We start from the raw sequence: 23,136 nt of genomic DNA on the forward strand, positions 1-23,136 counted from the left end.
ACCCTGCTGCCGTTGATGAATGAGCGCCCACCAATATCAGCGTACGCCTGGTGGCCGCCTACTGCCATAACCCATAATGGTTAACACCGATGCTGCTTGCCCAACCGGCAAGACGATGAAGGGCGCGGTCAGCGGTCTACGCCACCAGCGCGATCTTCGGCACGCTGGCGAGCACCGACTGGTTGCGGCCGTTGGCCTTGGCGGCATAGAGCGCCTTGTCGGCGGCTTCGACCAGGTCCGACCATTGCTGACCCGCGGTCGGCTTCATGCTGGCGACACCGACGCTGATCGTCGTGATGATCTCGCCATCGCACCATTGCTGAACCTTGAGGCGGATGGTCTCGGCGACCTTGAGCGCCTCGATCGCGTCGGCGCCGGGGAGCAGCACCGCGAATTCCTCGCCGCCGAACCGGGCGGCGCATTCGCCGGCGCGGCGCACCGCGTCCGAAATGCAGATCGCGATGCCGACCAGCACCTGGTCGCCGGCCTGGTGTCCATAGGTGTCGTTGTAGGCCTTGAAATGATCGGCATCGATCATCAGCAGCGCGATCGGGGCGCCTTGCCGGGCCGCGCGGCGCCACTCGTGTTCGATCTCGGTGTCGAACTTGCGCCGGTTTCTCAATCCGGTGAGCGCGTCGGTCGTCGCCAGCTCCTCGAGCCTGTCCTCGGCATCGGCGCGGCGGCCGATCTCGCGGGCGAGGAACAGAGCCGTCGAGACCACGAACACGATCAGCGCCGCCATGATAGCGCCAATCCGGATCGCCTCGGTCCGCCAGAGGTTGAGTACGCGCTCCAGCGGCTTGCCGACCACGACGTGGAGCGGGCTCGCGCCGGTGCGCCTGACGTAGAGCCGCGGCGTCGCGTCGATCGGACCCCTGCCGGCAAACCAGTCGCCTTCCTTCAGGTTCTCGCGCCTCCAGTGCGCATGGTCCGGCAGGGTCTTGCCGATGACGTCGAGGTCGAAGGGGGTGCGCATGATGATCGTGCGATCGTTGCGCAGCACGGTAATGGTGTCGCCGGGCGCGAGGTTCAGCCGCCCGAACAGATCGTGGAAATAGCTGAAGCGGACCGAGCCGACGACCACACCGAGGAACTGGCCGTCCGGGCCGGTGATGCGCCGGCTCAGCACGATGGCATAGGCGCCGCGATACAGCATCGGGCGGCTGACGAACAAGCCGACGTCGGGATGGTCGCGATGAACAGTGAAATACTCTTCGTCGCTGCGGTTCTCCGGCTGCGGATCGAGGCTCGCGGCGTCGATGGTCAGGTTGCCGTCGGCATCGAACACCTGGATCGCGCCGAAATGCTTCGCGCTTGCGGCGTGGTCGAACAGGATGAGTTGACGGACATCCTTGCTGACGTTCCGGATCTCCGGCGCCTCCAGATTGCTGGCGACCGCGCGCAGCGACAGATCGTACAGCTCGATGTTGCGGCTGATGTCGGCATCGATGCCTGAGGCGAGGTTCTCCAGCGTCTGGCGGGCCAGTTCCTCCTCGCCGCGCCGCATGTCGAGCATCACGCTGGTGCAGATCGCAGAGAAGCCGATGACGGTCGCAACCGACGAGGCGATCAGCAGCTTTGCCGATAGCCGCCAACGCCGCCTCGCGTCTCGTCCCCGTCGAAATGACATGTTCCGCTCCAAAGCGCCGTCATGCCTCCGGAAGTCTTGTTGTCGCCTTAAATGGCGACAACGCCCGCCGAATGAGTTAACGGGTAGTTGCCGGAACTTCGGATCTTGTCATCGAGGACCCTGTGAACGACTACGACGCGCTGCGGGATTACCTGAAAAAGCAGCATCTCCCCGAATTCGTGCTGACCTTCGACGAGATCGAGGCGATCATCGATGCGTCGCTGCCGCGCGCCGCGCAGCGCGCGTCGTGGTGGGACAGCTTGCGCAGTCCGCAGGAGAAGATGCCGCAGCGCGAGGCCTGTCTCGACGGCGGCTACATCGCCACGCGCCAAGCCGACGGCAAGAGCGTCAGGTTCAAGCGAATGCCGAAAGGCGCGAGAGGGGCAACACCCTAGGTCGTCATCGCCCGCGAATGCGGGTGATCCAGTATTCCAGAGCCGTCACAGCAATACGGGTATCGCGCGGCGTACTGGATACTCCGCTTTCGCGGAGTATGACGTCCGGAGCTGAGGCGACGGGCTGCCTTCGCGGGAGCCTAGCTCGCGGCTTCAAGCCGCTCCTCGGTCAGCAGCCGCGTCGCTGCGTCGGCATCCATCGGCTCGCCGAAGGCGAAGCCTTGCGCATATTCGCTGCCGAGCTGGTAGAGCTCGACCGCATCCGAATCCGTCTCGGCGCCTTCGGCGACCACTTCCATGCCGAGATCGTGCGCCAGCGCGATGATCGATTTCAGGATCACCGGGCGGGTGCCGCGGCTGGTGGTGCGGACGAAGGACTGGTCGATCTTGATGGTGTCGAACGGGAAGCGTTGCAGATAGGACAGCGAGGAGTGGCCGGTGCCGAAATCGTCCAGCGACAGCCCGGTGCCGAGCTCGCGGATCCGCGCCAGCATCTGGGCTGCGTGCTCCGGGTTCTCCATGACCAGCGATTCCGTCAATTCGAGCTTGAGCGTGCCGCGCGCCACGGTGGAGCGCGACAGCACCGTGCGGATGTCGTGGATCAGGTCGTGGCGCAGCAACTGCCGCGAGGAGACGTTGACGGAGGCGAAGATCGGCTCGCGGGCGCGCATCGCACGCTGCCACACGGCGAGCTGGCGGGCGGTCTGATCCATCACGAACATGCCGAGATCGACGATCAGGCCGATCTCCTCGGCGACGCTGATGAATTCCGACGGCGACATCCGGCCGAGCTTGGGATGGTCCCAGCGCGCCAGCGCCTCGAAGCCCGCGATCGAGCGATCCTCCAGCCGCACGATCGGCTGGTACAGGATTGTGATCTCCTGGCGCTCGATGGCGCGGCGCAGGTCGCTCTCCAGCGTCAGGCGGTCGGTCTTCCGCGCGCGCATCGCCGGCTTGTAGACGTCGATGCGGTCGCCGCCGATGCGCTTGGAGTGATACATCGCAAGCTCGGCGTCCTTGATGATCTCGTCGGTGAGCGGCGCCTGCGGATCGGACAGTGCAAGGCCGATCGAGGCGGTCAGGAAGATCTCGCGGTCGTTGAACGCGATCGGCGCGCGGATGGTCTTGCGGATGGTCTCGGCGAAATTGGTGATCCGCGCCGGATCCTGCTCGGACAGCAGGATCAGGCCGAACTGGTCGCCGGTGAGCCGCGCCAGCGTGTCCTGCGGCTTGAGGATGCGGGTGAGACGCCGCGCCAGCGTGAGCAGGATGGAATCGCCGACCGCGATGCCGACGGAGTCATTGACCTGCTTGAAGCGGTCGAGGTCGATCACCATCAGCGTCGGCCGCAGGTTCGGCATGGTCTTGGCGAGGTTCGCCACCGCGCCGAGCCGGTCCATGAACAGCTTGCGGTTCGGCAGGCCGGTCAAATTGTCGTGCACGGAGTCATGCAGCATCCGCTCTTCCGAGTTCTTGAACTCGGTGACGTCGGTGAGCGTGCCGACCACCCGCGAGACCTCGCCGTCGGAGCCGACCACGGGCCGCGCCTTCAGCGCGAACCACATGAAATGACCGTCGGGCGTGCGCAGGCGGAAATCCTGCATCAGGCGGCCGCGGCGCTGGTCGAGCACGCTGTCGAGCGCGGCACGGAAGCGGTCCTGGTCGAGCGGATGCAGCACTTCCAGCCATTTCGCCGCCGGGCCTTCGAGCGTGCCGCGCTTCAGGCCGAGCAGGGCTTCGGTCTCGGGGCTGGTGAACACCTTGTCGGCGGACACGTCCCAGTCCCAGATCAGATCGCCCGAGCCGGTCAGCGCGAGCGCGCGGCGCTCGACGTCGGAGACGACGCCGGTGGTGGCGCCGCCGCCGGCGAAGGCGTGCTGCATGACCGTGAATCCGATCAGCATCACGATCAGCACCAGGCCGCCGAGCAAAGCAGGGCCGACGATGTCGTTGGTGACCGAGCCCGCCACCGTCATGCCGGCCGCGATCACCCAGACCACCAGCAGGAACCAGGTCGGGATCAGCAGCACTGCGCGGTCGAAGCCGTGGGTCGAGAGATAGACGATCAGGGCAAAGCCGGCGAAGGCGATCATCACGAGCGACATGCGCGCGATGCCGGAGGCGACCGCCGGATCGAACAGCGCCAGCGCCACCAGCGAGCCGAGGAAGGCGAGCCAGCCGATCGTGATGTGCGAATAGCGCACATGCCATCGACTGAGATTCAGATAGGCGAACAGGAACACGAGCAGCGTCGCCGCGAGGATCGCCTCGCCCGCCGCGCGCCAGACACGCTCGGCGTTGTTCGACATGTCGAGCACCTTGCCCCAGAAGCCGAAGTCGACGCCGATATAGACCAGCACCGCCCAGGCCAGCGCCGCGGCGGCCGGGAACATGATGCTGCCCTTGACCACAAACAAGATCGTGAGCACGAGGGCCAGGAGGCCGGAGATGCCGATCACGATGCCCTGGTAGAGCGTGAAGGAGTTGACCTTGTCCTTGTAGGCTTCCGGTTCCCAAAGATAGAGCTGCGGCAGCTTGTCGGTGCGCAGCTCCGCGACATAGGTGACGACCGCGCCGGGATCGAGCGTGATGCGGAACACGTCGGCGGTGGGACTCTCCTGCCGCTCGGGACGATCACCGACCGAGGGCGTGATCGTGGCGATGCGGGACAGGCCGAGATCGGGCCACAACAGGCCGGACGATACGATGCGATAATGCGGCGCAACGATCAGGCGGTCGAGCTGGTCATCGGTGTTGTTGGCGAGCGCGAACACCACCCAGTTCGTCCCACCTTCGCGGGCGCGGACCTCGATGCGACGCACGATGCCGTCGGTTCCGGGCGCCGTGGAGACCTGAATGCGATCGGTCTCGCTGCGCTGATGGTCAAGCACGCCGGTGAGGTCGATGGCTGGCGCGTCGCTGCGGACGCTGACGGCGTCGAGCGCATACGCGGCGGGCGCAGCGGCAAACATCATGAGACCCAGCGCCAAGAGCGCAAGGCACCTGATCAGACGCAATGTCAGTACTCCGCGATCGACAAACGGCCCGGGCCTGACGACCGGCCCGGGGGTGGCGGGATAGATGCCATGAAAGCGAAGGGAATCAAAGGGTTTCCACCCCTGCTTCCGATCGTTAAACGGCCAACACAATTTTGCCAATATGTTGGCTGGTCTCCATCCGCCGATGTGCGTCGGCGGCCTTTTCCAGCGGGAAGCTGCTGTCCATCAGCGGCTTGATGCTGCCTTCGCGCAGCAACGGCATCACTTTCGCCTCGATCGCCGCGACCATCGCCGCCTTGTCCCCATTACTACGGGGACGCAAGGTCGAACCGGTGTGATGCAGCCGCTTGACCATCAGCTTGGCAAAATTGGCCGTTGCCTTCGGTGTTCCCGACAGGAACGCGATCTGGACGATGCGGCCTTCGACGGCGGCGGCCTCGTAGTTCCGATCGATGTAATCGCCACCCACCATGTCGAGGATGACATTGGCGCCGGTGCCGCCGGTGATCTTCTTCACCGCGTCGACGAAATCCTCTGTCCTGTAGTTCACGGCATGATCGGCGCCGAGCTTGCGGCAGGCATCCGCCTTGTCCTGCGAGCCGACGGTGACGATCACCTTGGCGCCGAACGCTTTCGCAAGCTGGATCGCCATTGTGCCGATACCCGACGAGCCGCCGTGGATCAGAAGCGTCTCGCCGGCCTGCAGCGCGCCGCGCTCGAACACATTGTGCCAGACCGTCATTAGCGTTTCCGGAAGCGCGCCGGCTTCCTGCATCGACAGCGCGGGCGGCACGGTCATCGCCTGTCCGTCCTGCGCGATGCAATATTGCGCGTAGCCGCCACCGGCGACGAGCGACATCACCTTGTCGCCGATCTTGTGCCGCGTCGCGCCTTCGCCGAGCGCCACCACTTCGCCCGCGATCTCCAGACCGGGCAGGTCGCTCGCGCCGGGCGGCGGCGGATAGGAGCCGGAGCGCTGCGCGACGTCGGGACGATTGACGCCGGCGGCCTCGACCCTGACCAGGATTTCGCCCGAGCCCGGAACCGGTACTGCGCGGGTCTCCGGCAACAGCACCTCCGGGCCACCCGGCTTGCTGATGGCGACGACGGTCATTTGCGCGGGCAGCTTGGGCATGGTTCGTCCTTGGTCAGTGAAGGGGATCGGCGGATGGCATATCGCCTTTTCCGCCGGAGTGGAACGCCGTCAAGCCCCGAACCATGTCACAAGATGGTTGGCCTTCTCGGGAGTAATTTTTTCAACAAGCGGGCCGAGCTTTGCGACCGGGGTGCCCGCGTCCCCGTCCAGCAGCGGCGCGAGTGGGCCATTGGGCCAGCGCGGAACGGCATCGTCGCGGCCGAACGCGCGCAGAACGCGTTCGGCGAGGTGAGGCACGATGCTCCACGCCAGCGTTGCGCAGACCGCGACCAGGTTGAGGCCCGTTCGCGTCACGACGGCCGCGCAGATGCCGCGGTTGCGGCTGGTGGAAAACGTACCGCCTTGGGTCGGCTGATTCCTCGCGCGTGGACGCGCGCTATCCCGTCCGGTCAGACTCCTTGCGGTCGGGCCGGAGCATTCGCGTCTGCCGTTGCGCGCAGGCGAAAGTCACTGCAGAATCCTCCTTGCATCGCGAGAATATCCTTTCAGGTGCCGAGCGCCAGATTGGCGGGATCCAGAGCATGATCCGGAAAAGTGAAGGCAGCTTTCCGAAGAGAGATCATGCTCAAGCAAAGATCATGACTGCCGGGAGGACACATGCCGATTGAGGACGACGACCAGCCGCGGAAGAAAATCACACACGAGATCGGACAGGATCTCTCACTGTTGTCGGTCGAGGAATTGACCGAGCGGATCGCGCTGCTCAACACCGAGGTCGAACGCCTGAAGGAGGCGATGACGAAGAAGCGCGCATCGAAGGATGCCGCCAACGCATTCTTCTTCAAGCCGTAAGCCACGCTTCAAGTCGTAGCGCCTCGCGCCATCGTCCCGGGTACACCCGGGAACCCGGAGCACTGTCGCCCCTGCGGACAGCGCGCTGCTGCGCGCCTGTCTCAAACTAGGTCACTGGCCGACATGGCAAACAAAGCCTGAAGAAAATCGTTCATTTACGATCGATTAAGCTTTCTCGATTATGACTGCATCGTCCTCGTTTGGACACCGAGTGGCTCCTGTCCACTCTGTTTGACGCCTCCCTGTTATCAACTTCAAAAGCCGCCGGAAACGGCGGCTCTTTTTTGTGCGTCCCACCGGCCGGAAACCATAAATCCGGTTGCGGCTGGACTCTTCGCCGCGCCCGCGCAATGATTTGTTCATCATAAAGCCGGCGCGACAGACGCCGGCGGACGTTACGGTGGTGTGAGGGCGTTAACCATGGCGGATCGTTCGCAGGGCGAATCCGGGCTTGTGCTGTTCAGTGAACGGCTGACCAATTCTGCAGCATTTGGCGTGCTGTTCCGGGAAGGCATGGACCTGGTCGAGCAGACCGCCGCCTATCTCGACGGCGACGGCCGCGCCGAGGCCAAGGCGCTCGAGCGTTCCGTCAGCCTGACCTATGCCACCGAAAGCATGCGCCTCACCACCCGCCTGATGCAGCTCGCATCGTGGCTGTTGCTGCATCGCGCGGTCAAGGAAGGCGAGATGACGTTGACCCAGGCCAATCGCGAGAAGACCAAGGTCAAGCTCTCGGCCGCCGATCCCGGCCCGGCCGACATGATCGCGAAGCTGCCGCAGCAATTGCAGGACCTGATCGCACGCTCGATGGACCTGCAGGCGCGGGTGCGCCGTCTCGACACCACGATCCACGCGCCGGCCTTCGATCGTTCCGCGATCGGCAACCCGCTGGTGCCGCAGCTCAACCGCCTCAAGGCAGCGTTCGAGCAGTAAGATCAACCCGAAGCATCGTCACGACGCGCGGCGCGGTGGGTGCGCCGCTGCGATCCGTGCTGATCCATCACGCGTCGCAGGCGTATCGCGGCTGCCTCCAGCTCCTCCGGCGCGAATCCGCCGAAGCCGAGCATGAGGCCGGGCTGTGGCGCGCCGCTGTACATCGGTGAAATCGGCCGCACGACGATGCCGTCGGCCAGCGCGGCCTTCGCCAGTTGCACATCGTCAGTGCCCTGCGGCAGCCACAACAGCAGATGCATTCCCTGATCGCTCGGCTGCAGCGTGACGTCGCGCGGCATGTAGTGGTCGAGCGCCGCGATCAGCGTGGCGCGACGTGCGGCGTAGACCCCGCGGATGCGCCTGATATGCGCTTCGAACAGGCCCTCCCGCATATAGGCTGCCAGCACGTGCTGGTCGCCGGTCGGCGAATGCCGGTCGAGCAGCGCCCGCGCGCCGGCGAAGGCATCGACCAGCGGCGCGGGCGCGACGACGTAGCCGAGCCGCAGCGAGGGGAACAGCACCTTGCTCAGCGTGCCCAGATAGATCACGCGCGACGGGTCCAGCCCTTGCAGCGACGGGAAGGGATGGCCGGCATAGCGCAACTCGCTGTCATAGTCGTCCTCGACGATCCAGGCATCCTGGCGTTGCGCCCATGCCAGCAGCGCGTTGCGGCGCGCCATGCTCATCGGCATGCCCAGCGGATACTGATGCGACGGCGTGACGAAGGCGGCGCGCGCCTCGGGACGCGCGGCGAGGCCGGCATCGACATCAATGCCCTGCGCGTCGACCGGCACGCGCGTCGTGACGAGATCGAGATCGTCGAGCACGGCTGTCATGCCGGGATAGGCGGGGTCCTCGGCCCAGACATGATCGCCGCGCGACAGCAGCACGCGGCCGGCGAGGTAAAGGCCCTGCTGCGTGCCGGCGGTGATCACGACCTGCTCGGCTTCGCAATGTACGGCGCGCGATGTCCGGACATAGTCGGCAATCGCGTGCTGCAACTCCATCACGCCGCGCGGATCGCCATAGCTCGCCGGCGCCGCCGCGCGCGATGCCCGCACCCGATTGCCGAGCCGCCGCCAATTGGCATCGGGCGCCACGCTGCCTCCGGGAACCGCGATCGCAAAAGGTATCTCCGGCATCGGCGTGAAGGCCGTGGCAACCTCGGCAAGCCGCCGCGCGCGCGGCGGCAACTGGATCGGCGGAGGTTTGGGATCACGCGCGATCCGCGCGCGGACCCGGCGAGGCGGGTCGACCAGCGTCGCCGCGACGCGGGTGCCCGCGCCGACGCGCGATTCCAGGTAGCCTTCGGCCTGCAACTGCTCGAACGCCTCGACGACCGTGCCGCGCGCGACACGAAGCGAGGCCGCGAGCGCGCGCGTCGAGGGCAGCAAGTCGCCCGCCTTCAGTTCACCCTTGGCGATGGCCGCGCGCAACGCTTGGGCGATCTGGCGTCCGACCTGCCCCGCGGCGCGGTCGACCGCGCCGAGCGAGGGAATGCTGATGGTGGCGCGCGGGCGCGGCATAGTGGTTCAGTCAATATGATCGAAAATGGTCCTTATCATAGACCACTCCGGGGCTATTGTGCGAGCCGATAGCTGATGAGGTTTCCCATGTACGTGCCGCCACATTTCAAGATCGACGAGCTTGGCGCGATCCACGCCACGATGCGGGCGTCGCGGCTCGCGACGCTGGTCACCGCGACCGCCGACGGGCTGATGGGCACGCCGCTGCCGCTGATCCTCGACGAGCGCGAGGGCGACCACGGCACCCTGTACGGTCACGTCGCACGGCCCAATCCGCAGTGGCAGGCGCCGGCGCTTGGCGAGGCGATGGCGATCTTCACCGGGCCCGACGCCTATGTGACGCCGTCCTGGTACGTGACCAAGGCCGAGCACGGCAAGGTGGTGCCGACCTGGAACTACGTCGCCGTCCACGCCTATGGGCCGGCCGAGTTCTTCGAGGATGCGGATCGTCTGCTCGACGTCGTGACGCGGCTCACAAGCTTGCATGAGAGCTCGCGCGCGGAAGTCTGGCAGGTCAGCGATGCGCCGGCCGATTTCGTCAAGGCGCAACTGCGCGGGATCATCGGCATCCGGATGCCGATCACGCGGATCGACGCCAAGAAGAAGATGAGCCAGAACCGCAAGCTCGAGGATCGCGCGGGCGTGGTCGCCGGGCTCAGCGTCAGCGACAATCCGATCGATCGCGAGGTCGCTGCGATGATCCCGATGGATTGAGGCGCGAATGCCTGCAATGGAATTGTACCTCGCATTCGTAGTCACGACCGCGACCTTTGCGCTGATCCCGGGCCCGGCCATGCTCTACGCCGCGGCCCGCGCGCTGGCGGGCGGAAGGCGTGCGGGCCTGATGGCCTCGCTCGGCCTGCATCTCGGCGGCTACGTCCACGTGATCGCTGCGGCCGCCGGCCTTGCTTTCCTGTTTCACGCGGTGCCGCCGCTGTTCATGGCGATGAAGCTCGTCGGCGCCGCCTATCTGGTCTGGCTTGGGCTGTCGCTCTTCCGCGACCGCGACCATCAAGCACGTCCCGACCTTGCGCCGCTCACCGTGAAGCGCGCGTTTGCGCAAAGCGTCGTCGTCGAGGTGCTGAATCCGAAGACCGCGATCTTCTTCCTGGCGTTCCTGCCGCAGTTTGTCGACGCGTCGGCAAGCCTGCCCGTCTGGGCTCAACTCCTTGCGCTCGGAACCATCGTCAATCTGACATTCTCGCTGGTCGACATCGTCTGCGTGGTCTTCGCCAGCGCCGTGATGGCGAAGCTGCGACGCTCGCACCGGTCCCGGCGGATCATGCAGCGGATCGGCGGCGGCATCCTGATCGGGCTCGGGGCACGGCTCGCCTTCCAGGACCGCTAGGCCCCAAGCGTCAACCCCGCCAAAAACAAAAACGCCCCCGCGACGGGGGCGTTTGCATCTGACCGCGAGGGCGATCGATACGGACTTTATTCCTTCTTGAGGAAGCCCGAAAATTTCTTCTGGAATCGGGACACGCGGCCGCCGCGGTCCATGATCTGCTGGGTGCCGCCGGTCCAGGCCGGGTGCGACTTGGGGTCGATGTCGAGGTTCAGCGTATCGCCTTCCTTGCCCCAGGTCGAGCGGGTCAGATACTCGGTGCCGTCGGTCATGACGACCTTAATCGTATGATAATTCGGATGAATATCGGCTTTCATGGCAGTTCCTTCGGCGCGCCGGCGCCCGTCTCAAGATGTCACGGATACGGGATTTGGGCGGCTCTATAACGCAAGGGACCCCCTAAAACAAGCCAAGAAACGGGCTAAGCCTATCACCGCATTGGGACTTTACCGGATTTGCCAGCCGGGGGTCGGCGGGCCTATCTGGGGGCAGAGAAACCGGTCCAGAATTCATGAGCGTAGCCGAACAGATTGAGACCCCTCACGGCGCCCCGCAGCCCCCGCGCGATGCGCTGCTCGAGGAGGAAGCCTTTATCGAGAGCCAACTGACGGAGCCGGCGAAGGGCCGCGCCCGCCTGAAGCCCTTGCTCGCGCTCGCGCCCTATGTGGCCCGCTACAAGGGGCGTGCGGTCCTCGCCTTCATCGCGCTGACAGTCGCGGCCATCACGACGCTGATCGTGCCGGTCGCGGTCCGGCGGATGATCGATCTGGGCTTCACGCCGGAAGGCATCGCGATGATCAACAGCTATTTCAGCGTGATGATCGCGGTCGTTGCGGTGCTGGCCTGTGCCAGCGCCTCGCGTTACTACCTCGTCATGACGATCGGCGAGCGCATCGTCGCCGATCTCAGGCGCGACGTATTCGCGCATCTGATTTCGCTGTCGCCATCGTTCTTCGATTCCGCTCGCTCGGGCGAACTGGTGTCGCGGCTCACCGCTGACACCACGCAGATCAAGTCCGCGGTCGGTGCCTCCGTCTCGATCGCGCTGCGCAACCTGATGCTGTTCATCGGTGCGGCCAGCATGATGGTGATCACGAGCCCGCGGCTCTCCGGCTTCGTGCTGCTGGCGATCCCGATCATCGTGCTGCCGCTGGTCGCGTTCGGGCGCTGGGTCCGTCGGCTGTCGCGCAATGCCCAGGACACGCTGGCCGACGCCAGCGCCTATGCGTCCGAGCTCGTCGCCGCGATCCGCACCGTGCAGGCCTATACCAGCGAGCGGTTCGCCAGGACGCGCTTCAGCCGCGAGGTCGAGCAGGCCTATGAGGCGGCGCGCAGCTCGACCAAGGCGCGCGCGGTGCTGACGCTCATCATCATCTTCATCGTGTTCACGAGCGTCGTCGTGATCCTCTGGGTCGGCTCGCACGACGTGCTGGTCGGCACGATCAGCCCGGGCCGGCTCGGGCAATTCATCCTTTACGCCGCGTTCGCCGCAACCGGCCTCGGCCAGCTCAGCGAGGTCTGGGGCGAGATTTCGGCCGCATCAGGCGCTGCCGAGCGGTTGTTCGAGATCCTGCGCGTCAGGCCGGCGATCACCGCTCCCGCCGCGCCGCGTGCACTGCCGCAGCCGCCGTGCGGCGATGTCGGCTTCGACCAGGTCAGCTTCGCCTATCCGACCCGGCCCAAGGTGCTCGCGGTCGACGGCGTGTCGCTGTCGGTGCGCTCGGGCGAGAAGGTTGCGATTGTCGGTCCCTCCGGCGCCGGCAAGAGCACATTGTTCCATCTCCTGCTGCGCTTCTACGATCCGAAGTCGGGCGCGATCTCGCTCGACGGCGTGCCGATCCGCGAGGCGGATCCGACCGGTGTGCGCGCGCGCATCGCGCTGGTGCCGCAGGAGTCCGTCGTGTTCGCCGCCAGCGCGCGCGAGAACATCCGTTTCGGCCGTCCTGATGCCACCGATGCCGAGGTCGAGCGCGCCGCCGATCTCGCGCATGCCAGCGAATTCCTGCGCCGCTTGCCCGGCGGCTTCGAGGCCCAGCTCGGCGAGCGCGGCGTGACGCTCTCTGGCGGGCAGCGCCAGCGCATCGCGATCGCGCGCGCGATCCTGCGCGATGCGCCGCTGCTCCTGCTCGACGAGGCGACCTCGGCGCTCGATGCCGAAAGCGAGACGCTGGTGCAGACCGCGCTCGAGGAGTTGATGCGTCATCGCACCACGCTGGTCATCGCGCATCGTCTCGCCACCGTCCTGTCCTGCGACCGCATCCTGGTGATGGACCAGGGCAAGATCGTCGAGCAGGGCACGCATGCCGAGCTGGTCGCGGCCAACGGCCTCTACGCGCGGCTGGCGCGGCTGCAGTTCGAGGGGATCTGAACACGCGCTGTCGCTGCAGGACACGCGGCCTGGCGCTGCCTGCGTTCGCGTGAAGGGCGATTGCCTTACACCATGTCATGACGATCCCGACGCGGATGTCGCGATAGATGCGATGCATTTTTGTGTCTTGGCCCGGCATGGGACCGGTCGTAAGCCTTTAGCAAAGCGGCCGGCCTGGGGACCGCGGTTTCGGACAAGGCGGGGAGTGGAGATATGGGCGGTTTGGTGATCAGCGGCGGCCGGGTGGTGGATCCGGCCAGCGGGATGGACGCCGTCGGCGACGTGGCGGTGCTGGACGGCCGGATCGCCGCGGTCGGGACCGGGCTGGGCAGCGCTGAGCGGCAGATCGACGCGAGCGGACTTGTTGTCGCTCCCGGCTTCATCGATCTGCACGCGCATGGTCAGACCATTCCGGCCGATCGCATGCAGGCGTTCGACGGGGTGACCACGACGCTCGACCTCGAGGCCGGCGTGCTGCCCGTCGCGTCCTGGTACCGCCGCCAGGCCGAGAAAGGACGGGTGCTGAACTATGGCGCTGCCGCCAACTGGGCCTTCGCGCGCATCGGGGCGATGACCGGCTCCAATGAGGAAAGCTCGCTGGAGTCGTTCGGCAGCGCCATGCGCGACCGCCGTTGGATAGAGAACGTGGCGAGCGAGACTGAGGTGGCCGGTATTCTCGACCGCCTCGGCAACGGGCTGAACGAGGGCGGCATCGGGATCGGCATTCTCAACGCCTATGCCCCGGGCGCCGGTGTGCAGGAGCTGACGGCGGTGTGCCAACTGGCGGCGACGCATGGCGTGCCGACCTTCACCCATGTCGCCTACATGTCCCGCATCGACCCGGAAAGCGCGGCCGAGGCCTATATCCGGCTGATCGGCTATGCCGGCGCCACCGGCGCGCATATGCACATCTGCCACTTCAACTCATCCAGCAAGACGGACGTCGAGCGCTGCGCGGCGCTGATCGCGAAGGCGCAGGCGCAAGGCTTGCCGATTACGGTGGAGGCCTATCCCTACGGCACCGGCTCGACCGTGCTGGCGGCGACCTTCTTCAGCGATCCCCAGTTCGAGGAACGCAACGGCCTCGGCTACGATTCGGTGCAGCGGGTGACCGACGGCCACCGCTTCGGCAGCCGCGAGGAGCTGCTGGCGGCGCAGGCCGAAGAACCCTCCACGCTGGTGCTGTGGCATGTGCTCGACATCGAGAACAATCCGCACCACCGCGACCTCCTGGACATCTCGGTGCTGTATCCCGGCGGCGCAATCGCGTCCGACGCGATGCCATGGACGTTGTCGAACGGCAAGGTCTACACCGGCGATGCCTGGCCGTTGCCGGATGATGCAACGTCGCATCCGCGATCGGCGGGCTGCTTCACGCGCTTCATCCGCGAGTGGGTGCGCGAGCGGCGGGCGGTGTCGCTGCTCGAAGGCATCCGCAAATGCGCGCTGATCCCGGCGGAGATCCTGGCCGCCAGCACGCCGGCGATGCGGGCGAAGGGCAGGCTGCAGGTGGGCGCGGATGCCGATATCGTGGTGTTCGACTATGAGAGCTTAAGCGATCGCGCGACCTTCACTGCGATGAACCGCCCGGCCGAAGGCGTGCGCCACCTGGTGGTCAGCGGCCAGCCGTTGATCTCCGACGGCGTTCTCGATGTGACGGCGCGGCCCGGCCGGCCGGTGCGCCGGCCCGTCACTGCCGAGAGCTGATCGTGCCGGTCCCGATCCTGCTGGTTGCGGGCTTTCTGGGGGCGGGCAAGACCACGGTCGTGAACCATCTGCTGGCGCATGCCGAGGGCCGGCGGATCGCTGCCGTGGTCAACGATTTCGGCGCGATCAACATCGACGCCGAGCTGGTCGCCGGCGCCAGCGACGGCGTGGTGAGCCTGAGCAATGGCTGCATCTGTTGCTCGCTGGAAGGTGATCTCATTCGCACGCTCGCCACGCTGTTGCGGCGAGATCCGCGCCCCGAGTTCATCGTGATCGAAACCAGCGGCGTGGCTGATCCTTCCGACGTCGTGCGCAATCTGATGGACCCGGTGATCTGGCGGGAGGCGCCGCTGGAAACCGTGCTGTGCGTGGTGGACGCGACGCAGCCCGCGGCCAAGCTCGACGACGCGCTGCTGCGATCGCAACTGCGCGCGGCCGACGTGGTGGCGCTGAGCAAGGTCGATCTGGCGAGCGCGGAGCAGCGTGCGCAGATTCGCGATGCGGTCCGGGCGCTACGTCCCGCAGCGGTGGTGGTCGATGCTATCAATGGCGAAGTGCCCGCGGCGCTGCTGTTCCCTGCGGATGTCGATCGCCCGCCGCCGCCGCGCGAGGCGGAACCGCGCCGGCCCGTGGTTGATCGGTTCGAGACGTTGAGCTGGATGTCGGAACGGCCGGTGCGGTTGCCGCGATTGCAGCAGGCCATCAGCCGGCTGGCGCCAAAGCTCGCGCGGGCGAAGGGATTGTTCGAGACGGTGGAGCAGCCCGGACGCTTGATGGTGTTTCAGCTTGCCGGCGGACGCGCCACGCTGGCGGCGGGCGAGGCGCCGGCGCCGGGCGTGCCGCGCACACGAATTGTGTTCATCGCCGAGATGGGCGTTCTGTCGCGCGCCGAGATCGACGCGATCATGGAAGGGTGCGTCGAGCCCGGCTGACGTCAGGCGGGCGGATCGGTGCATCAATCGTTGGATCACGAGCGCCGCTTAAGGATGTAGCTGTCCATGATCCAGCCATGTCGCTCGCGTGCCGCGCGTCGCGCGGCGACGATGCGAGAGCCCACTTCGGCGAGCTTACCTGCGATGGTGATCTGATCGGGCATGCCGAGATAGGCGCCCCACCAGATCTGCATTCCTGCAGGATCCAGCGTCTGGAAGGCCGCGCCGCCATCGAGCATCACAACGACAGTATCCACGCCGGAGGGCCAGCCGCCGTCGCGCAGCCGCCGCCCGGTCGTGACTAGGAACGGCTCGCCGATCTCGTTGAGCGGCAGCGCATGCGCCGCGCACAGCGCCTGGATCGATGTGATGCCCGGCACAACGTCGATCTTGGGCAGCGGATCGAGCCGTTGCGCGATCCGCAGACTGGAATCGTATAACGACGGATCGCCCCAGATCAGCAGGGCAACGCGCCCCTTGCGTCCGAGATGGTCAGCGATTTCCCGCGACCACGCTGCCGCGACCGCATCGTGCCAATCGTCCACGCCTTTGCGGTAGTCCTCCTCGCCGGCGTCGCGCACCGGCAGGTCGAACTCCGCAATGCGCGTCCGGTCATTGGTCAGCACCTCGGCGCAAATGGTCCGGCGCAACTCGGCAAGGTCGGATTTCGCGCTGCCCTTGCGCGGGATCAGGATCAGATCGGCGGCGTTGATGGCGCCGATCGCCGCGCGTGTGAGCTGGGCGGGATCGCCGCAACCGATGCCGATCAGGGAAAGCTTCAACATGACCGCATCACGCGTGATCGCCGGCCAGCGGACCGAACAGAATGACCGTTGCCGCAGTCGCTGGGCCCGCATTTGTGAGCTGCTCGGCGAGTTCTGCGATCGTGGTGCGGGCAAGCTGCTGGTCGGCACGGCCCAGCGATTCGCCAAACAGCGCGGGCGTATCGGGCGAGAGGCCGCGCGCGATCAGCTTCTTGGCCAGGGCCGGGAACGTGCGTCGCCCCATGTAGACAACGGTCGTCGCCTCCGGGTCGGCCAGCGCCATCAAGTTCAGGTTCGCCGGCAGCTCGCCGGTGACATCGGCCCCGGTCACGAACTGGACCCGGCGCGAGGTATGACGTCGCGTCAACGGAATGCCGGCCTGCGCGGCCGCGACGCAGGCGGAGGTGACGCCGGGAACGATCTCGTAACCGATGCCTGCCGCGCGCAGCGCCTCGATCTCTTCTTCGAGCCGGCCAAAGATTCCCGCATCTCCCGATTTCAGGCGCACCACGCGGGCGCCGGTGGCGGCGTAATCGATCAGCAGCCGGTTGAGATGCTGCTGATTGGTCGATCGACGGCCGGCGCGCTTGCCGACCGCGACAAGGTTGGCGCCGGACCGCGCAAGGTCGAGGATCGCGCCCGACGCGAGGTCGTCATAAAGTACGACGTCGGCGTCGCGCAGACGCGCGGCACCCTTCACCGTCAGAAGCTCGGGGTCGCCGGGGCCGGCCGAAACAAAGGAGACGAAGCCGCTCACCGGTCCTCCGCTATCAGATGGAAGAATGTCCCGGTCGCATGACCGCGCCGCGAGCCGGTTTCCGCAACGATCGTGCCGGTCGCATCGCGGACCACCGCCAGGGGCGTGTCGGGCTGCGAGATGATCGTGGAGTAGTGGAATTCGTGGCCGCGCAGGCGCGTGCCCGGGCGATGCCCCGGCGTCGGTTCGGCAAGCTCGGCGAGCCGGTAGCCCAGATGCATGCGACGCTTGGCATAACTGGTCTCCAGGCCGAGCAGGCCCGCCATCGCGTGGCGTACGCCGTCGGCATCGGTCAAGGCACTGCCCAGCACCATATAGCCTCCGCATTCGCCATGCACGGGCCGCGTCTCGGCAAAGGCCCGCAGGCTTGCGAGAAATCGCGTGTTGGCCGCGATTCTGCCGGCGTGCAGTTCGGGATAGCCGCCCGGCAAACAGCACACATCGGCGCTCGCATCGGGGCCTTCGTCGGCCAGCGGCGAGAACATAGTGATCTCGGCGCCGGCGTTGCGCCAGGCTTCCAGCATGTGCGGATAGATGAACGAGAATGCGGCGTCGCGCGCCAAGGCGATGCGCTGTCCGGGCGGATTGATCGCGAATCCGTGGACGGCTGGTTGCGGCGACCAGGCGCGGGCCGACTGCAGCACGGCATCCAGATCGACATGCTCGGCGACGAAGCGCGCGGCCTCCGCGATCAAGCCATCCACCTCCGTTTGCTCCTCGGCCTGCACCAGGCCCAGATGCCGCTTCGGCAGGGTGATCTCGGCGTGGCGGGGCAGCGCACCGAACACGGAAATGCCGGCGCCCGCCATGGCATGGCGCACCAGGTCTTCGTGGCGCGGGCTCGCGACGCGGTTGAGCACGACGCCGGCAAGCGTCACGCCGGCACGGAAGCCGCGGAGGCCAGCGGCGACCGCGGCCGCCGTCTGCGCCTGGCCGGTCGGATCGAGCACCAGCAATACCGGCCAACCCGTCATCTCGGCGATATCGGCGGTGGCGCCGGTGCCGGAGGCACCACGCATCGCGACGCCGTCGAACAGGCCCATGGAGCCTTCGGCTAGGACGAGATCCGCATCCGCGCCACGGCTCGCCAGATGCCGGATCGCATCGCTCGCCATGGCCCAGCTGTCGACGTTGACCGAGACACGTCCGGTGGCGACCGCATGAAAGGCGGGATCAATATAGTCGGGTCCGCTCTTGAGGCATTGCACCTTGAGTCCGCAATTTCGATAGGCGCGGGCCAGCGCCAGCGTCAGCGTCGTTTTGCCGACGCTGGATGCGGGCGCCGAGATGACAAGCCCCGCAGCCATCACGATGCCTCGGGAAAGCGCGGCGCCGGACCCAGAGGCCGGTAGCGGCGGTCATAATCGGCGGCGTAGAGCCGGCTCTCGGCGAACTCTTCCGCGCCCAGCGTTCTGCCGACCAGGATGAGCGCGGTCCGCTCAAGCTTCGGACCGACGGCGGCATCGAGCGTGCCGAGCGTTGCGCGCACAATACGTTGATCCGGCCAGCTCGCGCGCCAGACGATCGCCACCGGGCAGTCCGCACCATAGTGCGGCGTGAGCTCGGCGATAAGTTTGTCGAGCAGATGGATCGAGAGATGGATGGCGAGCACCGCGCCGGTCGCGGCAAAGGCCGCGAGCGTTTCACCCTCCGGCATCGCGCTGGCCCTGCCAGGCGTGCGCGTCAACACCACGGATTGCGCAAGGCCGGGCAGCGTGAGCTCCGTCTCGAGCGCGGCCGCCGCGGCGGAGAAGGCGGGCACGCCGGGCGTGATCGTATAGGGAATCTGCAGCGCGCGCAGGCGGCGTAATTGCTCGCCCATCGCCGACCAGATCGAGAGATCGCCGGAATGCAGCCGCGCGACATCCTTGCCGTCCGCGCGCGCGGCAGCGATCTCCGCGATGATCGCGTCGAGCGACAGCGGCGCGGTGTTGACGATGCGCGCATTCGGCGGGCAATGCGCCAGGACGCCTTCGGGCACCAGCGAGCCGGCATAGAGGCAGACCGGACAGGAGGCGATGAGATCGCGCCCGCGCAAGGTCAGCAAATCGGCAGCGCCGGGTCCTGCTCCGATGAAATGCACCGTCATTTGCCGTCTCCTTCCGCGATCGCCGCGGTCGCCATCCGGTCCTGTGAAACGGTCCGCGCCGCAATCAGGCGCGCCCCGCGCCCCGCGGCGGCGACCGCCGCAGCTTCGGCGACGGATCCCGTGCCGAACTTTTCCTTGATGAAGTCGGACTGTGTCACGGTGACGATCTCGGCCAACATGCCTGCGGGAATACTCCTGATCGGTAGACCCAGTTCGTGCGCCAGCGACTTCAGCACGGGCGCGTCGGCCTTGTCACTCACCGTCGCGACGGCCGCAAGGCCTTCGAAGCCGCCGGCCGCGCGGAGTGCTTCGCGCAGCGAGGCGAGCGTGGTATCGCGCCTGAATCCGAGTCCTGCGACCTTCATTTGACCGCGCTCCATTGTACGATCGGCCGGGCGGCCTTCCAGGAGCGATACTTGCCGAGCGGATCTGCATGAGCGATCTCGACCCGCATCAACTCGCCGCCATGGCGCTGATGCAGGTCGGCGAGCAGGGCCTGCGTCTCCAGGGTCACGGCATGCGCAACCAGCCGGGTTCCCGGCGCGATGCGCGACCAGACCGCATCGAACATCGCGGCATCGAGGCCGCCGCCGAGGAAGACGGCGTCCGGCGTCGCGAGGCTCGGCAGGATCTCAGGCGCCGCTCCCTCGATCACGGTGATCCGGTGCGTCAATCCAAAGCTTTCGGCGTTGCTGCGGATGTTCGCAGCGCGATCGCCGCGTGCCTCAATGGCGATCGCCGTCCCGCCGCAGAAAGCCCATTCGATCGAGATCGAACCGGAGCCCGCGCCGATGTCCCACAATCTCTCGCCGGACCGTGGTGCAAGTGCCGACAGCGCAAGCGCGCGGATCGGCCGCTTGGTGAGCTGCCCATCATGCACCCCATCATGCACGAAGAGTGTATCCGGAAGACCCGAGCTGCGCGCGATCCCCTGGGATCCCGCTGCCTCCAGCGCAATCGCGACCAGGCTCTCGTCCGGATCGGCGGCGTAGCGGTCCGCGCGATGTTGCGTGATGCGTTCGCGCGGACCACCCAGCGCCGAAAGCGCCCACATCGTCGAAGATCCCCAAGCACGTTCCGAGAGCCAGCGCGCGAGATCGCCCGCCGCCCTGCCGTCGCGCACCAGGCAGATGATCCGTGCGCCGCGCGCCAGATGCGGCAACAGCCGTTCGAACGGCGCGGCGTGAAGACCAAGGCAGACGACGTTCTCGAGGCGCCAGCCCAGACGCGCCGCCGCAAGCGAGAACGTCGATGGTGCGGAGTAGGCGATCCATTCGCCGGCCTCGAGCTTCTCCGTCAGGCTGCCGCCCACGCCATGCCAGAACGGATCGCACGAGGCGAGCACCGCGGTCGGACGGCCGCGGCAGCTCAGCACGACCTTCGCATCGAACGGGACGGGCCACACACGGCCGCGCTCGGTGATCCCGGCCAGAGCAAGATGCCGTTCGCCGCCGAACACCGTCTCGGCGTCGCGGAGTGCCTTTCGACTTGCTTCGGAGAGGCCGGCAAGGCCATCTTCGCCGATGCCGATGATGGTCAACCAGGGATTACCCATGATGCGCGCCCTGATTCTGGGCGGAACGGCCGACGCCAATCTGCTCGCCGAGAAAATCGCGCAAGCAGGGCTCGAGGCGATCTACTCCTATGGCGGCCGCACCCGCGCGCCTGCTGGCCAGAAGCTGCCGACCCGGATCGGCGGCTTCGGCGGCGTCACAGGTCTCGCGGACTATCTTCGCCGCGAGGGCATTACCCATGTGATCGACGCGACCCATCCCTTCGCGGCCGAGATCAGTCGGAATGCAGTGACCGCGTGTGCGGAGACCGGCATGCCGCTGCTCGCGCTCGAGCGCGCGCCTTGGGTCAGGGCCGCCGGCGACAACTGGACCGAGGTCGCGGACATCACCTCCGCCGTCGCGGCCTTGCCCGAGCGCCGCGCCCGCGTGTTCCTCGCCATCGGCCGTCAGCATATCTCGCCTTTCAGTGAGAGGCCGCAGCACGCCTATACGTTGCGGTTCGTCGATCCTCCCAAGGGCGCGCTGCCACTGCCCGATGCCGACGTCATCGTGTCGCGCGGCCCGTTCACGCTCGACGGTGAACTGGAGACGATGCGCTCGCGCGCGATCGAATGGATCGTCGCCCGCAATTCCGGCGGAGGGGGCGCGCGTGCCAAGATCGATGCCGCCCGCGCGCTCGGCCTTCCCGTGATCATGCTCGCGCGGCCGCAACTGCCCGACAGACCGCGGGTGGAAAGTGTCGCTGAGGTCATGGAATGGCTCGGTCATCGCGCATGCCTCGGCGCATAGACCCAGCGGCCGACGCGGCGCGTCGCTGAATTGCCGACGATCACCAGCGTCCGCATGTCGGCCATCTCGGGCCTCGCCTCATGCAGCCTGACCGTCTCGATCCGCTGATCGGGCGTGCTCACCGCCCGCGCGAACACCACGATGCGCTCGCCGCAACCGGCTTCTCGCAAAATCTCGAGCGCGCGGCCGAAGCCCTCGGGCCGGCTCGCCGAGCGTGGATTGTACATCGCGATCGCGAAATCGGCTTCCGCGGCGAGCCGCAGGCGTTTCTCGATCATCGGCCACGGCTTCAGATTGTCGGAGAGATTGATCGCGCAAAAGTCATGGCCAAGCGGTGCGCCCGCGCCCGCCGCCGCCGCCAGCATCGCCGTCACGCCGGGCAGAACCCGAATGGGCAGGTCGCGCCATTGCGGGGCCGCCTCGAGTGCCTCGAACACGGCGGACGCCATCGCAAAGATACCGGGATCGCCCGACGACACCACGACGACATGGCGCCCTTCGGACGCGAGTCGCAGCGCTTCGCCGGCGCGCTGCAACTCCACGCGGTTGTCGGACGGATGCAGTGTCAGCCCGTCGCGCGGGCGCACGCGCGCGACATAGGGCGCATAGCCAACGATGTCAGTCGCAGCCGCAAGCGCCGCGGAGACTTCCGGCGTGATCAGGGCCTCGTCGCCCGGTCCCAGTCCCGCGATGGTCAAGGTCCCGGTCATTCCGCTGATCCCCCGCGGCGGCCCTGCCCGTGCACCAGTACGATCGCAAAATATGGGCAGTCGGCCGCGTCGACATCCACGAGTCGCGCGACGCGCTGATCCGGCATGGTGCCGCGTTCGACCAGCCATGCCTCATTAAGGCGGCCGGCGGACGCTAGCGCGCGGCGAACCTTGGTCAGATTGCGTCCGGTCTTCATGATGACCAGCGCGTCGGAATTGCGCATCCGCTGCTCGAGCTCCGCTTCCGGCAGCGTGCCCATCAGGACGGTCGTGACGTCGTCGCCGAGCGCGATCGGCTGGCCGACGGCATTCCAGCAGCCCGCCATTCCGGGAATGCCGGCGATCACCTCGATTTCGACGCGGCTCTGCAAGCGCGAATGCAGGTGCATGAACGAACCGTAGAAATAGGGATCGCCTTCGCAGAGCACGACGATGTCGACCGCGCGCGCCAGCCGCGCAAGGCGCTCCGTCCATTCGTCATAGAAGGATCCGAGCAGGCGGGCATAGTCCGGGCTGTCGAACGCGATCTCCGTGGTGACCGGATATTCCATCGGGTACTCGCAGACATCCCTAGCGAGCAGCCCTTCGACGATGCGGCGGGCCTGGCCGGGATGGCCCTTTTTGCGGAAATAGGCGACATGCCTCGCCGCGCGCACTGTGCGGTCGGCGCGTACGCTCATCAGGTCCGGATCGCCTGGCCCAAGGCCGCAGCAGATGATGCGCCCCATCG

Annotated in this window: 23 protein-coding genes; 9 read left to right on the top strand and 14 right to left on the bottom strand. The window is 66.8% G+C overall.

Annotation, left to right across the window (positions count from 1 at the left end):
• Positions 1-136: 136 nt before the first annotated feature.
• A complete protein-coding gene (locus tag MTX23_RS03670; RefSeq protein ID WP_280975278.1) occupies positions 137-1,630 on the bottom strand; it encodes a sensor domain-containing diguanylate cyclase in 1,494 nt (497 codons plus the stop codon).
• A 122-nt stretch (positions 1,631-1,752) separates the two neighbouring features.
• Between MTX23_RS03670 and MTX23_RS03675 the strand changes: the two genes are divergently transcribed.
• A complete protein-coding gene (locus MTX23_RS03675) occupies positions 1,753-2,025 on the top strand; it encodes a hypothetical protein (RefSeq protein WP_280975279.1) in 273 nt (90 codons plus the stop codon).
• A gap of 140 nt (positions 2,026-2,165) precedes the next feature.
• On the opposite strand, the gene MTX23_RS03680 is transcribed toward MTX23_RS03675, so the two are convergent.
• The 3 genes from MTX23_RS03680 to MTX23_RS03690 all read right to left on the bottom strand — a co-directional run bounded on the left by MTX23_RS03680 (position 2,166) and on the right by MTX23_RS03690 (position 6,474).
• Positions 2,166-5,042 (bottom strand): EAL domain-containing protein, encoded by a 2,877-nt coding sequence (locus MTX23_RS03680; protein ID WP_280975280.1) that lies wholly within the window; start codon positions 5,040-5,042, stop codon positions 2,166-2,168.
• A gap of 115 nt (positions 5,043-5,157) precedes the next feature.
• The gene (locus MTX23_RS03685; RefSeq protein ID WP_280975281.1) at positions 5,158-6,159 is read right to left on the bottom strand and encodes an NAD(P)H-quinone oxidoreductase; all 1,002 of its coding nucleotides are present in this window, start codon (positions 6,157-6,159) and stop codon (positions 5,158-5,160) included.
• Positions 6,160-6,228: 69 nt separating this feature from the next.
• Positions 6,229-6,474, bottom strand: a complete 246-nt coding sequence (locus MTX23_RS03690; RefSeq protein ID WP_280975282.1) for a hypothetical protein — start codon at positions 6,472-6,474, stop codon at positions 6,229-6,231.
• Between the two features lie 303 nt (positions 6,475-6,777).
• Between MTX23_RS03690 and MTX23_RS03695 the strand changes: the two genes are divergently transcribed.
• Both MTX23_RS03695 and MTX23_RS03700 read left to right on the top strand, forming a co-directional pair.
• The gene (locus MTX23_RS03695; protein WP_280975283.1) at positions 6,778-6,972 is read left to right on the top strand and encodes a DUF1192 domain-containing protein; all 195 of its coding nucleotides are present in this window, start codon (positions 6,778-6,780) and stop codon (positions 6,970-6,972) included.
• Between the two features lie 420 nt (positions 6,973-7,392).
• The gene (locus tag MTX23_RS03700) at positions 7,393-7,905 is read left to right on the top strand and encodes a DUF1465 family protein (RefSeq protein ID WP_280975284.1); all 513 of its coding nucleotides are present in this window, start codon (positions 7,393-7,395) and stop codon (positions 7,903-7,905) included.
• Positions 7,906-7,907: 2 nt separating this feature from the next.
• On the opposite strand, the gene MTX23_RS03705 is transcribed toward MTX23_RS03700, so the two are convergent.
• Positions 7,908-9,431 carry a PLP-dependent aminotransferase family protein gene (locus MTX23_RS03705; RefSeq protein ID WP_280975285.1) on the bottom strand — a complete coding sequence of 508 codons (1,524 nt, stop codon included), beginning with the start codon at positions 9,429-9,431 and terminating at the stop codon, positions 7,908-7,910.
• An 87-nt stretch (positions 9,432-9,518) separates the two neighbouring features.
• Between MTX23_RS03705 and MTX23_RS03710 the strand changes: the two genes are divergently transcribed.
• Together MTX23_RS03710 and MTX23_RS03715 are read left to right on the top strand one after the other, a co-directional pair.
• Positions 9,519-10,145 (top strand): FMN-binding negative transcriptional regulator, encoded by a 627-nt coding sequence (locus MTX23_RS03710; protein ID WP_280975286.1) that lies wholly within the window; start codon positions 9,519-9,521, stop codon positions 10,143-10,145.
• 7 nt (positions 10,146-10,152) lie between these two features.
• Positions 10,153-10,779 carry a LysE family translocator gene (locus tag MTX23_RS03715; protein ID WP_280975287.1) on the top strand — a complete coding sequence of 209 codons (627 nt, stop codon included), beginning with the start codon at positions 10,153-10,155 and terminating at the stop codon, positions 10,777-10,779.
• A gap of 86 nt (positions 10,780-10,865) precedes the next feature.
• Here MTX23_RS03715 and rpmE read toward each other — a convergent pair whose 3' ends face one another.
• On the bottom strand, positions 10,866-11,093 hold the full coding sequence (gene rpmE, locus MTX23_RS03720) for a 50S ribosomal protein L31 (protein WP_280975288.1): 228 nt from the start codon (positions 11,091-11,093) through the stop codon (positions 10,866-10,868).
• A gap of 194 nt (positions 11,094-11,287) precedes the next feature.
• Here rpmE and MTX23_RS03725 point away from each other — a divergent pair, with 194 nt between their 5' ends.
• The 3 genes from MTX23_RS03725 to MTX23_RS03735 all read left to right on the top strand — a co-directional run bounded on the left by MTX23_RS03725 (position 11,288) and on the right by MTX23_RS03735 (position 15,783).
• On the top strand, positions 11,288-13,144 hold the full coding sequence (locus MTX23_RS03725; RefSeq protein ID WP_280975289.1) for an ABC transporter ATP-binding protein/permease: 1,857 nt from the start codon (positions 11,288-11,290) through the stop codon (positions 13,142-13,144).
• 213 nt (positions 13,145-13,357) lie between these two features.
• Positions 13,358-14,851 (top strand): amidohydrolase family protein, encoded by a 1,494-nt coding sequence (locus MTX23_RS03730; RefSeq protein ID WP_280975290.1) that lies wholly within the window; start codon positions 13,358-13,360, stop codon positions 14,849-14,851.
• Positions 14,852-14,853: 2 nt separating this feature from the next.
• The gene (locus MTX23_RS03735) at positions 14,854-15,783 is read left to right on the top strand and encodes a GTP-binding protein (protein WP_280975291.1); all 930 of its coding nucleotides are present in this window, start codon (positions 14,854-14,856) and stop codon (positions 15,781-15,783) included.
• A gap of 35 nt (positions 15,784-15,818) precedes the next feature.
• Here MTX23_RS03735 and cobF read toward each other — a convergent pair whose 3' ends face one another.
• Genes cobF through cbiE form a run of 6 tightly spaced genes read right to left on the bottom strand, consistent with a single transcriptional unit; the run spans position 15,819 to position 20,948 of the window.
• Positions 15,819-16,568, bottom strand: a complete 750-nt coding sequence (gene cobF / locus MTX23_RS03740; protein WP_280975292.1) for a precorrin-6A synthase (deacetylating) — start codon at positions 16,566-16,568, stop codon at positions 15,819-15,821.
• Positions 16,569-16,575: 7 nt separating this feature from the next.
• Positions 16,576-17,304, bottom strand: a complete 729-nt coding sequence (cobA, locus tag MTX23_RS03745; RefSeq protein ID WP_280975293.1) for a uroporphyrinogen-III C-methyltransferase — start codon at positions 17,302-17,304, stop codon at positions 16,576-16,578.
• Positions 17,301-18,611, bottom strand: coding sequence for a cobyrinate a,c-diamide synthase (locus tag MTX23_RS03750; RefSeq protein ID WP_280975294.1), 1,311 nt, complete (start codon positions 18,609-18,611; stop codon positions 17,301-17,303). The genes cobA and MTX23_RS03750 overlap by 4 nt, the downstream gene beginning before the upstream one ends.
• A complete protein-coding gene (gene cobM / locus MTX23_RS03755; protein ID WP_280975295.1) occupies positions 18,611-19,393 on the bottom strand; it encodes a precorrin-4 C(11)-methyltransferase in 783 nt (260 codons plus the stop codon). Before cobM ends, MTX23_RS03750 begins: the two co-directional genes overlap by 1 nt.
• Positions 19,390-19,758, bottom strand: coding sequence for a cobalamin biosynthesis protein (locus MTX23_RS03760; protein ID WP_280975296.1), 369 nt, complete (start codon positions 19,756-19,758; stop codon positions 19,390-19,392). The genes cobM and MTX23_RS03760 overlap by 4 nt, the downstream gene beginning before the upstream one ends.
• Positions 19,755-20,948 (bottom strand): precorrin-6y C5,15-methyltransferase (decarboxylating) subunit CbiE, encoded by a 1,194-nt coding sequence (gene cbiE, locus MTX23_RS03765; RefSeq protein WP_280975297.1) that lies wholly within the window; start codon positions 20,946-20,948, stop codon positions 19,755-19,757. Before cbiE ends, MTX23_RS03760 begins: the two co-directional genes overlap by 4 nt.
• Here cbiE and MTX23_RS03770 point away from each other — a divergent pair.
• On the top strand, positions 20,947-21,696 hold the full coding sequence (locus MTX23_RS03770) for a cobalt-precorrin-6A reductase (RefSeq protein WP_280975298.1): 750 nt from the start codon (positions 20,947-20,949) through the stop codon (positions 21,694-21,696). The two genes, cbiE and MTX23_RS03770, sit on opposite strands and share 2 nt — an antisense overlap.
• Here the strand turns inward: MTX23_RS03770 and cobJ are convergent.
• Positions 21,672-22,406, bottom strand: coding sequence for a precorrin-3B C(17)-methyltransferase (gene cobJ / locus MTX23_RS03775; protein ID WP_280975299.1), 735 nt, complete (start codon positions 22,404-22,406; stop codon positions 21,672-21,674). The two genes, MTX23_RS03770 and cobJ, sit on opposite strands and share 25 nt — an antisense overlap.
• Complete coding sequence (locus MTX23_RS03780) at positions 22,403-23,134, bottom strand: precorrin-2 C(20)-methyltransferase (RefSeq protein ID WP_280975300.1); 732 nt, start codon at positions 23,132-23,134, stop codon at positions 22,403-22,405. The genes cobJ and MTX23_RS03780 overlap by 4 nt, the downstream gene beginning before the upstream one ends.
• Between the last annotated feature and the right edge of the window lie 2 nt (positions 23,135-23,136).

The organism is Bradyrhizobium sp. ISRA436 (assembly GCF_029910015.1).
GTDB lineage: Bacteria > Pseudomonadota > Alphaproteobacteria > Rhizobiales > Xanthobacteraceae > Bradyrhizobium.